The sequence below is a fragment of the Pseudochrobactrum asaccharolyticum genome, from assembly GCF_003314995.1.
In the GTDB taxonomy this organism is placed as follows: domain Bacteria; phylum Pseudomonadota; class Alphaproteobacteria; order Rhizobiales; family Rhizobiaceae; genus Pseudochrobactrum; species Pseudochrobactrum asaccharolyticum.
The window spans coordinates 221,294-236,612 of record NZ_QNRH01000003.1; the positions used below are offsets into that span (position 1 = coordinate 221,294).

At 51.7% G+C, this 15,319-nt stretch carries 12 protein-coding genes; 9 read left to right on the forward strand and 3 right to left on the reverse strand.

Going from position 1 to position 15,319, the window contains the following annotated elements:
- Nucleotides 1-125: 125 nt before the first annotated feature.
- Nucleotides 126-890 (forward strand): helix-turn-helix domain-containing protein, encoded by a 765-nt coding sequence (locus DFR47_RS09440; RefSeq protein ID WP_113944163.1) that lies wholly within the window; start codon nt 126-128, stop codon nt 888-890.
- Between the two features lie 83 nt (nt 891-973).
- Here the strand turns inward: DFR47_RS09440 and DFR47_RS09445 are convergent, their stop codons facing one another.
- A complete protein-coding gene (locus DFR47_RS09445) occupies nt 974-1,702 on the reverse strand; it encodes a DeoR/GlpR family DNA-binding transcription regulator (RefSeq protein ID WP_113944164.1) in 729 nt (242 codons plus the stop codon).
- A gap of 286 nt (nt 1,703-1,988) precedes the next feature.
- Between DFR47_RS09445 and DFR47_RS09450 the strand changes: the two genes are divergently transcribed.
- From DFR47_RS09450 to DFR47_RS09485, 8 genes are all read left to right on the forward strand, one after another.
- Nucleotides 1,989-3,035: an autoinducer 2 ABC transporter substrate-binding protein gene (locus DFR47_RS09450; RefSeq protein WP_113944165.1), complete on the forward strand. Its 1,047-nt coding sequence runs from the start codon at nt 1,989-1,991 to the stop codon at nt 3,033-3,035.
- 138 nt (nt 3,036-3,173) lie between these two features.
- Nucleotides 3,174-4,691, forward strand: coding sequence for a sugar ABC transporter ATP-binding protein (locus DFR47_RS09455; RefSeq protein WP_113944166.1), 1,518 nt, complete (start codon nt 3,174-3,176; stop codon nt 4,689-4,691).
- Between the two features lie 10 nt (nt 4,692-4,701).
- Nucleotides 4,702-5,679 (forward strand): ABC transporter permease, encoded by a 978-nt coding sequence (locus DFR47_RS09460; RefSeq protein WP_113944167.1) that lies wholly within the window; start codon nt 4,702-4,704, stop codon nt 5,677-5,679.
- Nucleotides 5,680-5,697: 18 nt separating this feature from the next.
- On the forward strand, nt 5,698-6,705 hold the full coding sequence (locus DFR47_RS09465; protein ID WP_113944168.1) for an ABC transporter permease: 1,008 nt from the start codon (nt 5,698-5,700) through the stop codon (nt 6,703-6,705).
- Nucleotides 6,706-6,709: 4 nt separating this feature from the next.
- Nucleotides 6,710-7,792 (forward strand): aldose 1-epimerase family protein, encoded by a 1,083-nt coding sequence (locus DFR47_RS09470; protein WP_113944169.1) that lies wholly within the window; start codon nt 6,710-6,712, stop codon nt 7,790-7,792.
- 69 nt (nt 7,793-7,861) lie between these two features.
- Nucleotides 7,862-8,788, forward strand: a complete 927-nt coding sequence (rbsK, locus tag DFR47_RS09475) for a ribokinase (protein ID WP_113944170.1) — start codon at nt 7,862-7,864, stop codon at nt 8,786-8,788.
- 160 nt (nt 8,789-8,948) lie between these two features.
- Nucleotides 8,949-9,908 carry a deoxyribose-phosphate aldolase gene (gene deoC, locus DFR47_RS09480; RefSeq protein ID WP_113944171.1) on the forward strand — a complete coding sequence of 320 codons (960 nt, stop codon included), beginning with the start codon at nt 8,949-8,951 and terminating at the stop codon, nt 9,906-9,908.
- 13 nt (nt 9,909-9,921) lie between these two features.
- Entirely contained in the window at nt 9,922-12,318 is a 2,397-nt protein-coding gene (locus DFR47_RS09485) for an aldehyde dehydrogenase family protein (RefSeq protein WP_170137474.1), read from the forward strand.
- A 253-nt stretch (nt 12,319-12,571) separates the two neighbouring features.
- On the opposite strand, the gene menC is transcribed toward DFR47_RS09485, so the two are convergent.
- Both menC and DFR47_RS09495 read right to left on the reverse strand, forming a co-directional pair.
- Complete coding sequence (gene menC, locus DFR47_RS09490) at nt 12,572-13,708, reverse strand: o-succinylbenzoate synthase (RefSeq protein WP_113944172.1); 1,137 nt, start codon at nt 13,706-13,708, stop codon at nt 12,572-12,574.
- 80 nt (nt 13,709-13,788) lie between these two features.
- Complete coding sequence (locus tag DFR47_RS09495) at nt 13,789-15,318, reverse strand: ABC transporter substrate-binding protein (RefSeq protein WP_113944173.1); 1,530 nt, start codon at nt 15,316-15,318, stop codon at nt 13,789-13,791.
- Nucleotide 15,319: the final 1 nt, after the last annotated feature.

The following is a 15,319-nucleotide window of genomic DNA, read 5'->3' on the forward strand; positions in this document are numbered from 1 at the left end:
CCGGAATGCTGGTTTGCTGCCAGCGTAAGCTTTGCCAAGTTTTGTCCGTAGTTTGCCGCAAGCCACCTTGCAGGCTCCGCTTATGTGTGGAATTGTGAAAGAAAGTACGGATTCAGGAAATTTACATGTCTCAACACGATGCGGTTTTGTCCGATCAACTCAATCTCCGTGTCGCTGAACGTGTGCGTGAGGAGATTGCGCGCCGCAGAATTTCCCGCCAGCATCTGGCAGATGAGGCACGTATCAGCCTCTCGACACTTGAAAAAGCGCTGTCAGGGCATCGCCCTTTTACGCTCGCTACCATTATCCGGCTTGAGCAGGCTATGGGGTTTGAACTGCGCGATCAGACGGAAACTGAAAAGCCGAAGCTTGCCATTTCCAACGGACATGCGGCGGAAGAGCTTGGCTCTTATTCACGCGCTGCCGTTTCGTGGCTGGAAGGGACATTTCTCACGTTGCGTCCTTCTTTTGGTAATCACGGCGATATTTTTGCTTACTGCACGGATATTGTCTGGGATGCAGGGAACGCGCATCTCAAATTCGAAGAACGCGAGCGTACTGATGCATCCTTTTCACAGCGTGGTTGCGTTTCAGTCCCGCATCTCTCTGGACATGTCTATCTTGTGACCAATACGTCCGGTCAGTACCGGATGGCTGTTCTTTCGCGTCCAAGCATTGCTGGTGAAATGTATGGTATTCTGACGACCCTGCGTGCAGGGCAGGGGGCGCAATTGACACCGGTATCCGTGCCTTTGGTGCTTGTTCCGATGAAGGTTTTTGAAGCACCGGTTTTTGGACGTATCACACGCTTAGATCAGGCCTATGATCAGTATTCGCGCTTTCTTAACAAAACGATCGGCGATGGTTATGCGAGTTTTGTGATGTCATAATTGTGAGCGCGGCTGCATCGCATGTTAAAGCAGTGCCGATAGTTATGAAACGAATTCTTTATATTCCAACAACCTGCAGGATCTTAAGCGCTGAAAACCTGCCGGAACTGCGAAATTTGTGCAAAAGCGGCCGAGCGCACTCGACCAAGCTTGCTGCTATCCACCACCAGATAAGACTCAATTGCGCGCGTGATTGCCATTTGTTTGAGCGGCACTTCATGGAAATGCGAGCATGTCACACCATGCGTCTCATGCACACCGCCTGCAGAGATAAAAGCCTTATTAATGTTGAGTTTTTTCAGTGTCTCAATTCCCTCTTCACCGGAGAAAGAGGCTGCGGAACGATGAAAGACACCGCCAAGTACGATCAGCCGGACATCTTCACGCACTGAGAGAATTTCAGCAATATTGAGCGAGTAGCACACCACAGTCACCGATTTATTCTCCGGCACCAGACGGGCGAGATGCGGCATGGTCGTGCCGCAATCGATGAAAATTGTATCATGCTCTTCAATCAAAACGGCAGCTTCAGCGCAAGCCTGCGCTTTAGCCGCGGCATGGCAGTCGCTTTCCTGCTCAAGACTATAATCACTGCCGCCCGCACCGTCCTGCGCAGAGATGATATAGCCGCCGAGACAATGAAACCCGCCGATAGCACCATTGGCAGACCCTTGCGGTGCCATATCCCGCCGGATTGTGATCTCTGATACGCCGAGCTGTGCAGCTGCATCACGCAGGCGCATCACACCGTGTTTTGCCATTAATCCGGCGAGCTCTGAAAGACGTTCATCCCTGCGACTGGTTCTGCTCAATGGTTTTCCTCTGATTTAACGACCAAAGATAACTGCTCTGTCTGTTTGTCCGGCCTGGTTTCCAAACAAAAAACCGGCTTCCGCTTTGTCTGGAGGTGTTCATTACCCGTTACAATGAATTTTACACTCTTGACACATTAAACATTTTAGTGAAACGATCAAAACATAATGATCGGATAATAACAAAATAAAAGCGATCATGTTTCGGGAGATGTCCAAAGCTCAAAGCTGAGGAAATTTCCTGATCATCAGAGTTTAACAGACATAGTTTTTCAGGGAGGATCACGTGAAAAAACTTCTGGCTTCTGTCGCAGTCGCAATGTCGATTGCTATGCCGTCCGCTTTCGCGGAAGGTGTCATCGATACATCCAAGGTCAATAAAGACCTCATCACCACCGCTAATGACAAGAAATATACCATTGCGACCGTTGTTAAGGTCGATGGTATTGCCTGGTTCGATCGTATGCGCGACGGTGTCGCTCAGTTTAAAGACGAAACCGGCCATGATGTATGGATGGTTGGACCAAGTCAGGCTGACGCGGCCGCTCAGGTACAGATTGTTGAAAACCTGATCGCACAGGGTGTCGACGCTATCACCATCGTGCCGTTTTCGGTGGAAGCGGTTGAACCGGTTCTGAAAAAAGCGCGCGAACGCGGTATCGTGGTTATCTCTCACGAAGCTTCCAACATCAAAAACGTCGATTATGATATCGAAGCTTTTGACAATAAGGCTTACGGCGCCAATCTGATGAAACAGCTTGGCGAATATATGGGCGGCAAGGGCAAATATGTTGCCACCGTCGGCAGTCTGACTTCAAAGTCCCAGATGGACTGGGTTGATGGCGCGATTGAATATCAAAAAGCCAATTTCCCTGAGATGTCGCAGGCAACAGAGCGTTTGGAAACCTATGACGACGCAAATACCGACTATACCAAGTTAAAAGAAGCGATGACCACCTATCCGGATATTACCGGTATTCTGGGTGCGCCGATGCCAACTTCAGCTGGTGCCGGTCGTCTGATCGCTGAAGGCGGTCTGAAGGGTAAGGTTTTCTTTGCGGGGACAGGTCTGCCGTCGGTTGCCGGTGAGTATCTCAAGAATGACGATATCCAGTATATCCAGTTCTGGGATCCTGCTGTTGCCGGTTATGCAATGAATATGCTGGCCGTTGCCGCTCTGGAAAAGAAGAACGACCAGATCAAAGCCGGTCTTGACCTCGGCCTTGCCGGTTACAATGCGCTGCTCGCACCGGATGCAGCACAGCCAAACCTGCTCTATGGCGCAGGCTGGGTTGGTGTAACCAAAGACAATATGGCTGAATACGACTTCTGATTTGTCATGAGCCGGAGGCGGCTGCAATTTTGTTGCCGCCTCTGTTTCTTTAATGGTCGCATTTCATAGTCGTCAATTTGACTGTGAAATGCTCCGGCTCTGCGGGAACATATCCGTTCTGTCACAGGCAGGAATAATATGACTGAAAATCTGATAGAACTGCGTAATATCGGCATGCGTTTCGGCGGCGTTAAAGCGCTTGATGATGTGTCGCTGACGATCCGTCGCGGTGAAATCCATTGCCTTGCCGGTGAAAACGGCTCCGGAAAATCGACGATCATCAAAGTCATGTCCGGTGTTTATAATCCGCAGGACGGCGAAATTCTGATCGACGGCAAACCGGTCGGCAAACTCAATCCTGTCAAATCCGTCGCCCATGGCGTGCAGGTGATTTATCAGGACTTTTCTCTGTTTGGAAACCTGACTGTCGCCGAAAATCTGGCGCTGAACACATTTCTGATTGAAGGCCGCAAAACCGTTAACTGGAAGCAGGTTCGGGAACTGGCACAAAAGGCGCTTGATCGTCTTGGTGTGAGCATCAATCTGGATGCAACCGTTGATACTTTGCCAACCTCAGGCAAACAAATTGTTGCCATTGCCCGCGCAGTCATGGCCGATGCGCGCCTCATCATTATGGATGAGCCGACAACTGCTTTGACCCGCCATGAAGTGGATGCGCTTTTCAAAATCGTACGCGATATTCAGGCACAGGGCATTGCCGTGCTGTTTGTCAGCCACAAAATGCGCGAAATGCTGGAAATCAGCGAGCGCCTCACCGTATTCCGCAACGGTAAGAAAGTTGCGGAAGGCCCGATTACTGATTTCGACGAGCCCGCTATTACCCGTGCGATGACCGGTCTTGATCTGAAGCCGGACAGCTATGTCTGGCAGGCGCGAGACCAAAATGCGCAACCAGTGCTTCAGGTTGAAGACCTGAAAGCCAAAGACCGTGCAACCGGCAATGTGCTGCTCGACGGAGTAAACCTGTCGCTCCATGCCGGTGAAATTGTCGGTATTTCCGGCCTGATCGGTTCCGGTCGTACAGAGCTTGCCTTGTCGCTGTTTGGCATGCTGCCGCAATGTACCGGAAAAATGCAACTGGACGGCAAAACCATTCACCCGAAATCGGTACGCGAGGCCATTGATCTCGGCATTGCCTATGTGCCTGAAGACCGCCTCACGGAGGGTCTGTTCCTTACCCAGTCGATTGAGCGCAATATTATTGTGACCTCGCTGGACAAGATGGTGAGTGGTTTGTTCATCAACCGCAAAAAGGTTGATCAAGTCACGCAGGAAATGTTCGGTGCCATGCAGATTGCAGCACCGGGTCCGCATACACCGGTCAACCACCTGTCCGGCGGCAATGCACAGCGTGTGGTGCTTGCCCGCTGGCTGCTGACCGGCGCAAAAGTGCTCATTCTCAACGGTCCGACAGTCGGTGTGGATGTCGGTTCCAAGGCACAGATTCATGCGATTATCCGCAAACTCGCCAGAGATAACGGTCTTGCCGTTCTGATGATCTCTGATGACGTGCCGGAGCTGGTGCAGAATTGCAATCGTGTTGTCGTGATGCATCGCGGCAGGCTGGTGGATGAATTGTCCGGCAGCGCCATGACTGAAGATGCCGTCAATGACCGGCTGAAAACACTGAATTGAGGAACCGGTCATGAAATTCTATCAAACAACAGAATTTATCATCGCCTGCGTTCTGCTGCTGGCCATGATCACAATCGGCCTGATCAATCCGGCTTTCTGGTCGTTGGATAATATGTTCGGCCTGCTGCGCTCCAATGTCGTGATCGGCATTATGGCGCTCGGCGTGCTGCTGGTGATGATCTCCGGCGGTATTGACGTGTCCTTCACCGCTTTTGCAATTGCCGCAATGTATCTGACGGTAAAAGCCATGGTGGCCATCGGCTATGACGGTGTGGTCATCCCGTTTATTGCAGCAACGCTGATCGGTCTTGTGCTCGGCGCTTTTAACGCGGCCATCATTTACAAGTTCCGCATGATCCCGCTGATTGTGACACTCGGCACCGGTTCCATCGTGCGCGGCTTGGTGCTGGGTCTCGTCGGCACCAGTATCGTCAATATCAACAAGATGCCGAAAGAGCTGATCGAATTCGGCAAGACTGATATTGTCTCTATGACATCAGCAACCGGAACCAATTTCGGTCTCACTGCGATGGTGCTGGTTTATCTGGGCATTGCGCTGCTCATCCATCTGATGTTGAAATATACTATGACCGGCCGTTCGATCTACGCCTATGGCGGTTCGCCTGAAGCTGCAAAACGCGTTGGTTTCAGCACGGCCAAAACCATTTTCGTTGTCTATTGTGTAGCTGGTGCGCTGGCCGGATTTGCAGGCCTGCTGCATTCCTCAATGATCTGGCTCGCCAATCCGCGTGACTTTACCGGCCTTGAGCTGGAAGTCATTGCAGCAGTTGTGCTGGGCGGCGCATCAATCTTCGGCGGACGCGGTTCGGTGCTTGGTACATTGCTCGGGGTTTTCATGCTGGTGATGGTCAAGAACTCACTGATCATCATGAAAGTCGATACCACATGGCAAAAAGTTGTCGTTGGTCTCATCATTATCATCGCCACTGCAATTACTGCATGGCGTGACCGGAAAAATCTGGTGTGAGCGGGCGGGGATTAAGAGATGAAAAAAGATATTGATACGCGCCGTTTTCTCAGCCCTGCCAGTATGGATCGCAATATCCTGCAGCTGGTGATTATCACTGTGCTGGTTTTTGCGGCGATGAGCTGGCTCAATCCGGATAAATTCCTGCGCTATTATAATTTTGAATCGATCAGCTATATCATGCCGGAACTCGGCATTCTGTCGATTGCCATGATGATCGCCATGCTCACCGGCGGCATTGATTTATCGGTTGTTGGTATCGCCAATCTTTCCGGTATTCTCGCCGGCGTCTATTTCCACTCCACCATGGTGCAGGCTGCCCAATCCTCCGACAGCAATATGCTGCTTTATACGGTGATCGGCGTGGTACTCGCTTTGCTGGTGGGGCTGGTGGCAGGGCTGGTCAATGGTATCTTAATCGCCAAATTACGCATCACGCCAATTCTTGCCACGCTCGGCACCGGTCAGGTGTTTATGGGGCTTGCATTGGTGCTCACCGGCGGCCCTGCAATTGTCGGCTTTCCTGATGCATGGAACATGATCGGCAACGGCAAAATCTTCGGCGTCGCCGCGCCTTTCATTATCTTTGTCGGGGTTTCCGGTCTGGTTGCATTGCTGCTCAGCCGTACCACACTCGGCCTCAATCTGATGCTGATCGGCACCAACCCCAAGGCTGCCGTTTTTGCAGGTCTGAAAAAGGATCGCATGATCCTCTACTCCTATATGCTCACAGGTATGCTCGCCTCGCTGGCCGGTATCATCCTGTCCGGCCGTACCAATGCTGCAAAATCGGATTACGGTGCCTCCTATCTGCTGCAGGCTGTGCTGATTGCCGTGCTCGGCGGCACCAATCCGGCAGGCGGCAAAGGGCGTGTACTCGGTGTGGGTATTGCCCTTGTGGCACTGATGCTACTGTCATCCGGTTTCCAGATGCTGCGTTTCTCCAATCATCTGATTGATTTCATCTGGGGGGCATTCCTCATTCTGGTGATTGCAATCAATGCATTCCGCAATTCAGACAGGTAGTGCCATGCAAGATATTTCCATTCATCTGCGCCGTCAGGATTTTACCGATAAGCCGCATGAAATTGCATCCTCCGACGGTCTGACCGTCACTGCATTCCGCTATACCACCGGCGTTGAAGCGCTGATGATTGAAAATCAGCGCGGTCATCTGATCGTGCTGCCCTATATGGGGCAGATGGTCTGGGGTGCAGAATTTAACGGTGTTGACCTGACAATGGGCAACAGCTTCGCCATGCCGCGCCCTGCCAAAACCATTGCCGAGACCTATGGCTGTTTTGCCTTTCATTCCGGTCTACTCCGCAATGGTGTGCCTTCCGCTCAGGATACCCATGCCGCACATGGTGAAATGCCTTGTGCCACTATGGACAGTGCCGGTCTGATCTTCGGTGAAGACGAACAAGGTACCTATGTCGAAGTGACAGGCGAATATGAATATGTGATGGGCTTCGGCGCGCATTATCTGGCACGGCCATCCGTGCGCCTTTATGCGGATGACACATTATTCGACATCGAAATGGACGTAGAGAACCTCTCCTATGCCCCGATGGAGCTGATGTATATGTGCCATGTCAATTTCGCATATGAAGAAGATGCACGTATTGTTCAGCCAACCTCTTTCTCGCCGGAAGATACCAAAGTGCGCACTGCCGTGCCTGCACATGTAACGCCAAATCCTGATTATCTGGCACTGATTGACGCGCTGGCAAAAGATCCTGCCGTGATGGAAGTTCTGGATGATCCGGATCGTTATGACCCTGAACAGGTATTCTATTTGCGCAATCTGAAGCAGGACGACAACGGCATTATTCACCAGATGATGCGGCTGGAACAGGGGGAGGCTTTTGCCATTTCCTATCCGGCAGCAGATTTCCCGAAATGCGTGCGTTGGGTTCTGGTCAATGGTGATGCACAGGTTGCAGCTTTTGCGCTGCCATCGACCTGCGAACCGGAGGGCTATCTGGCTGAGAAGGCCAAAGGTAATGTTCGCCTGCTGGCTCCGGGCGAACGTGCAAGCTTCCCTGTCCGCCTTGGCTATCTGGCACCGGCAGAAGCTGACGAATTTGAGCAGATGATTACCGCACTTTAAAGCTCTTTCCCCAACGGTTTGTACCAATGGGATTGAGATAAAGAAAAGCAGAGAGATAGAGTATTTCCGATGTCGAAAAAAATCGCTGTTGTCGGTTCCAATATGGTCGATCTGGTTACCTATATGGATCGTATGCCGGTCCTGGGCGAAACGCTGGAAGCCCCTTTGTTTGAAATGGGCTGCGGTGGCAAAGGTGCCAATCAGGCATTTGCGGCAGCGCGCCTTGGTGCCGATGTGATGATGGTGACCAAAGTCGGCGATGATATTTTCGGTGACAATACTATTTTCAATCTGCAAAAAGCGGGTATCGACACCAAACATGTCGGTGTTATCAAAGGCAAATCCAGCGGTGTAGCACCGATTTTTGTCGATAAAAGCGGTGAAAATTCCATTCTCATCGTGAAAGGTGCCAATGCTGATCTACTCCACCAAGATGTGGATGACGCAGCCGAAGATCTGAAACAATGCGGACTGATCCTGATGCAGATGGAAGTGCCGGTCGAGACCGTCTATCACACCATCGCTTTTGCAGCGGCAAATGGCATTGAGACCATTCTCAATCCGGCGCCTGCGGCGGCTGATCTTGATCCCGAGCGCATCCGTCAGGTATCGTTCCTGGTGCCGAATGAGACAGAGCTGGCTCTGCTTTCCGACATGCCCGTTTCAACCGATGAAGAGACTATTGCCGCTGCCCGCTCGCTGATTGCCAAAGGCATCCGCACAGTGATCGTTACACTCGGTGGCCGTGGTGCGCGTCTGGTAACCGCTGATACTGTCATCAACATCGCACCGGTCAAAGTCACTCCGAAAGATACAACCGGCGCAGGCGATGCCTTTATCGGTTCTTTTGCATGTTTTTATGCCAAACACGGCAATGTGGTAGAAGCGCTGAAAAGTGCGAGCCTTTATGCCGCCGACAGTATTACCAAGACAGGCACTCAAAAATCCTATGCGACGGTTCAGGAATTTGAAGAATTCTGTAAAAACCATAGCTGAAACTCAATTTGCTGCACCCACAGATATGGTGGTGCATTAATTTAACCGGTGCAGTCATCGGATTTGACAGGTTTCTGGCTTCCCCCGCAGACGGGAACCTGTCAGAAAAATGGTTTTATGATTAAAACCGCCGATTGCACCCAAACTATACGGATATACGATGAGCACTTCTCATACACGTAACGCCGGAACACCGCTCAAAACCGAATGGTTTGACGATATCAGCGTCAACCGTTCAGCCCTTGAGCGCCGTGCCGTGACACTTCCCGCCCGCCGTTCGGTGAAAAAGGAATATCAGGCCGCGTGGCTGGTACGTGCCGTTCAGTGTATCGACCTGACAACGCTGGCCGGTGATGACACAGCCGGTCGTGTGCGCCGCCTGTGCGCCAAAGCAAAAAAACCGATCCGTGCGGATATTCTGGAAGCACTGGGGCTGAGTGATGCCAATATCACCACTGGTGCAGTCTGCGTTTATCCAACCATGGTGCCGCACGCAGTTAAGGCACTGGAAGGCAGCAATATTCCGGTTGCTTCCGTTGCGACCGGTTTTCCGGCAGGCCTGAGCCCGCTGCCGCTGCGCCTTGCCGAAATCCGCTATGCAGTGGAAGAAGGCGCAAAGGAAATTGATATCGTCATCACCCGCGAGCATGTGCTGACCCAGAACTGGCAGGCACTTTATGATGAAATGGCTGCGATGCGTGAAGCCTGCGGCGAAGCGCATATGAAAGCCATTCTGGCTACCGGCGATCTGCAGACCCTGACCAATGTCTATAAGGCATCTATGGTTGCAATGCAGGCCGGTTCCGATTTCATAAAAACCTCGACAGGCAAAGAAGAAGTCAACGCGACCCTGCCGGTCAGCCTGACCATGGTACGTGCACTGCGCGATTATGGCGAACTTACCGGCCAGATTATCGGCTTCAAGCCTGCCGGTGGTTTGCGCACTGCCAAGGAAGCGCTCGTCTGGCTGTCGATGATGAAAGAAGAACTCGGGCATGACTGGTTGCAGCCGGATCTGTTCCGCATCGGCGCATCCTCATTGCTCGGTGATATTGAGCGCCAGCTCGAACATTATGTGACCGGCCGTTATGCCGACCTCTCCCGTCACGCTGCGGCATAAGGAATTTACGACTATGGCACAGATCAAGGATATTCTGAACACAATGGAATATGGCCCGTCTCCCGAAGCCAATGGCGATGTCGTTGCATGGCTAAAAAATCATTCCGCTCCGTTCGGTCATTTCATCAATGGCCGCTTTACCGATGCAGGCAGCGCGCAGATTATTGACGTGATCAATCCGGCGACTGAACAACGTTTAGCTGGTATTGCCAAAGGTACTGCGGAAGATGTTGATACGGCTGTCAAAGCCGCCCGCGCCGCGTTCGGCAAATGGTCGAAACTCTCCGGCCATGAACGCGCCAAATATCTCTATGCGATTGCCCGTCATTTGCAGAAACGCGAGCGTTTCTTCTCCGTGCTGGAAAGCATGGATAACGGCAAGCCGATCCGCGAAAGCCGCGATATTGATGTGCCGCTGGCTGTCCGTCATTTCTATCATCACGCCGGTTGGGCTGAGATGGTGGAAGACGAATTCCGTGGTTTCTCACCGGTCGGCGTCTGCGGTCAGGTCATCCCGTGGAATTTCCCGCTCTTGATGCTGGCATGGAAAATCGCGCCTGCACTCGCTGCCGGTAATACGGTTGTGCTGAAGCCTGCCGATCTCACGCCATTGACTGCCATTGCCTTTGCGGAAATCTGCCATGAAGTCGGCCTGCCTGCCGGTGTGGTTAATATCGTACATGGCGACGGTGAAACCGGCGCGCTGATCTGCGGCCATGATGACGTCAACAAGGTTGCCTTTACCGGCTCAACTAATGTCGGCCGTATCATCCGTGATCAGATTGCCGGTTCCGGCAAAAAATTATCACTGGAACTTGGCGGCAAATCGCCGTTCATCGTTTTCGAAGATGCCGATCTCGACAGTGCCGTTGAAGGCGTTGTTGATGCCATCTGGTTCAATCAGGGTGAAGTGTGCTGTGCAGGTTCCCGTCTTCTGGTTCAGGAAGGTATTGCCGAGCGCTTCTATACCAAGCTGCGCAAGCGTCTGGAAACGATCCGCGTCGGTGATCCGCTGGATAAATCCACCGATGTCGGTGCCATTGTGTCGCCAACACAGGTCAAGCGTATTTCCGCACTGATTGCCAAAGGCGTGGAAGAAGGCGGTGCGCTCTGGCAGACTGCGAATGCCCTACCGGCAAAAGGCAATTTCATCGCGCCGGGTTTCTTCACCGAAGTTGATCAGGCTTCTACCGTTTGTCAGGTCGAGATTTTCGGCCCGATAGCAGCTGCAACAACTTTCCGTACACCAGCAGAAGCAATAGCGCTGGCCAACAACACCTCTTACGGGCTGGCTGCTTCCATCTGGTCGGAAAATATCAACACTGCACTCGACATTGCGGCCTCCGTTAAAGCCGGTGTTGTCTGGATCAACTGCACCAATATGCTTGATGCCGGTGCCGGTTTCGGCGGTTATCGTGAAAGCGGTTTCGGTCGTGAAGGTGCGCGCGAAGGGCTTTACGAATATCTGGTCAGCGACTGGGAAAAAGTCCTGCCTCTCGTCAAAGAAACCGATGCACCATCTTTCTCCGCTTTGCCTGTAGCCGGTGAAAAAGTAGCAGCTGGCTCCATCGACCGCACGATGAAAAACTATGTCGGCGGCAAGCAGACACGCCCTGACGGTGGTGCAAGCTATGCGGTCTATGGCAAAGGCAATGTTGTCATCGGTGAAGCACCACTCAGCAACCGCAAAGATATCCGCAATGCCGTAGAAGCAGCCGCAAAAGCAGGTTCATGGGGTGGCGCAACCACTCATAATCGTGCGCAGGTGCTGTATTACTTAAGCGAAAATCTCGAGCAGCGCCGTGCTGAATTCATTGACTTACTGGTGAAAAGTACCGGCGTTACGGACAAGAAAGCAGAAGAAGAGTTCGACGCCTCAATCCGTCGTATTTTCTATTACGCTGCGCAGGCCGATAAGTTTGATGGTGCAGTCCATTCGACCAAGTCGCGACATGTCACACTGGCGATGAATGAGCCATGGGGCGTCACCGGTATTGTCTGCCCTGATGAACTGCCATTGCTCTCGATGGTCTCACTGATCCTGCCCGCAATTGCGATGGGCAACCGCACCGTGGTTGTGCCGTCAGGCCGTCATCCGCTGATCGCCGGTGCTTTCTATCAGGTGCTGGATACATCAGATGTACCGGCCGGTGTGGTCAATCTCATCACCGGTGAGCGCGATGTTCTGGCTAAAACGCTGGCTGAACATGATGCCGTGTCCGCCCTCTGGTATGTCGGCTCTCAGGCAGGCAGTGCTATGGTTGAAAAAGCCTCAATCGGCAATCTCAAAGCGACATGGGTGAATAACGGTCGTCAGCGCAACTGGCTGGATACTGCACAGGGTCAGGGGCGTGATTATCTGCGCCGTGCCGTGCAGGTTAAAAATATCTGGGTACCTTATGGTGCATAATCTTAACACGCACTGAAACAAAAAGCCGCCATTTGGCTTCAAATGGCGGCTTTTCTTTATCATATATTTGAGTGTTGTTTAAAATTGAACCTTAAAAAGATCAAGAACTGACAAAAGCGACACTAAGCATCAGAGTAATAACTCAAATGATCGATAATTCATGTCATTGTTTTGGGTACATGATATGGTCTATCCGGTGGTTATCGCCTTAAATGGCAGCATTCACACCGACGGAGCATCATGCATCCATTATTTAAAGTGCCTCTTTTGACAGCGTTACGTTTTCAAGGAAATCATAATCCAGAGTGACACCGATACCCGCACCGTTTGACGGAACCGGCATAATACCGTTTTCGGTTTCCAGCTTCTCACAAACAATATCCCGCTCGAAATAGCGCGAAGACGAGGATGTATCGCCCGGACGTTTGAACTGTTCCAGCGTTGAGAGATGAATATTATGGGCACGTCCGATGCCGGATTCCAGCATGCCGCCACACCAGACCGGCACATCATGTGCCTGACAAATATCGTGAATCTGACGTGCATTGGCATGACCGCCAACACGACCGACCTTGATATTAATCACGCGGCCTGCATCAATGGCCAGTGCTTTGCGGCAGAGTTCCGGTGTGCGGATACATTCGTCCAGACAAATTGCTGTACGCATCATGGATTGTAGTTTTGCATGATCCTGTAAATCATCCCAAGCCAGCGGCTGTTCGATATAATCTAGATCGAAATCATCGAACTGGCGCAGCAAAGCGAGATCAGCCAGCGTATAAGCGCAGTTGGCATCAACGGTCAGGTGAATATCGGGGAAACGGTTACGTACTTTTTCCAGAAGCTTCAGATCATGACCCGGCATGACTTTCAGTTTAATACGACGGTAGCCCTGCTGCACATGACGCTCAACATCCATCAAGGATTCCGGAATTTCCTTGATCCCCAATGATACACCGACTTCAACATCTTTGCGGGTGCCGCCAAGCGCATGAGACAGCGACAGGCCGAGGGTTTTAGACCATAAATCCCAATAGGCCATTTCCACACAGGCTTTGGCCATCTGGTGATCGCGCCAGTGCCGCATCATCTGGGTTAACTCATAAGGTGTCGAGAATTCTTTGCCGATAATCTGCGGCAGGAAAACGTCCCGCATCATCATCATGGATGACACCGTGGTTTCCGGCAGATAATCGGGCAGGGTATCACAGACACCTTCCGCATAGCCTTCAATATTGCCGCTGCGCAGGATCAGAAGCGGGAAGGTTTTTTTAGTAGCCACGCCGGTAGAAATGCGAAACGGGTTGAGGAGTTTCAGCTCTACAATACGTAATTCTGCGCTATCGATCCGGATCTTCGGACGAAGTTGTGACGAGGGCTGGAGTAACATGATTGATCTCTGTAATTTCTGTATGCGGGAAAACGGAAAGTGCCGGTGAGGCCGCAGCACAGGCTGTGACCTCATAAGGCTTAGTTCCAGCTCATGTCGTAGAAACGCACGAACTCATCCGGTGTCGGTGTAAAGTTCAGATCTTTCGCCATCACATAATTGGTTGTGTAGGTCCACAACGGCACCCAATAGGCCTGATCGGCGATCTGGCGCAGAGCCTTGCTGTAAGATTCTTTGCGCTTTTCCGGATCGGTGGTGGTGTCTGCCTGCTTGAGCGTTGCTGTCAGCTCCGCATTTTTGACATCATCAATATCAGAGCCGTCAAAGAATTTGGATGTCGAAGCGGAAGCATCAGCCACAGAACCGGAGCCCCATGTGACAAAGCCCATCGGGATCTCACCCTTGAGCTGTTTGTCGGCAAGCGCTGCATATTTCAGCATCTGAAGATCAACTTTTACGCCGACATTGCCCAGCATCTGTGCCATGGCTTCGGTGGCTGCTTTATCGCGATAGAAATACATCGTGGTGGTAAAGCCGTTTTCATAGCCTGCTTCTTTCAGCAGTTCTTTGGCCTTGGCAGGGTCAAAATTGTAGGATGTCACATCCTGTTCACAACCAAATTGCAACGGGCTGCAGATGGAATTGATGATCTGCGAGGAAGGCGCGAAGAAAGCATCACGCACGGCTTTACGGTCAATCGCATGATTGATTGCCTGACGAACGCGCACATCTTTCAGCGGAGTATCGGCACTGGAACGGCCGGATACATCCATAGAAATGTAACCGAAACGCAATGTTTCGCCCTGAACCACATTGAAACTGTCACGGGTTTTGAGTTTCTGGGTCAGATCTTCCGGCACCTGCCAGATGAAATCTACTGAACCGGACATCATCTCCGCGATCTGCGTATTGGTATCCGGAATGCTGCGCACTTCCACATTTTTGATTTGTGGTTTGTGACGCGGGCCACCGTCATGATAGTCAGGAAAAGCCTTCAGCGTATAGCCGCTGCCTGGCTCGATCTTGTCAACCATATAAGGGCCGGTGCCGATTGGTTGTTTGGAAAAGCCTGCATCGCCGACTTCCTGATAATATTTTGCCGGATAAATCTGAATGGCGCTTTCAAGGAAATCGAGCGCAGCAGGGAATGGTGCGTTCAGATGCACGAGAACGGTCTGATCATCAACTTTCTCGGCATTTTTGATCCATGCCACTGTATTCGGCATAGCAACCGGAGTTTTAGGATCGGAAAAATGGTTCAGCGTGAAAACAACATCATCCGCGCCGAAAGCATCGCCGTTATGGAATTTCACGCCCTGACGCAGTTTGAATTCAAGGGTCAGATCATCAACCCATTTGAAGCTCTCAGCCAGATTGCCAACCCATTCACGGGTTTTAGGATCACGTTCAACCAGTGTGTCCCAGACGGCATAGCCGAAAATGGTGCTTTCGCGGGCGGAACTGAAATAGGTGTTCGGGTTGTCCAGCTCTTTGGCAAAGGCGATATTTACGGTGTCATCTGACTTATCGGCCAGTGCCGCACCGGATACGCCCAGATACAAGCTGGCGGTAAGGGTCGCCAGAATTGCAAAATTCTTATGAAAGCTCATG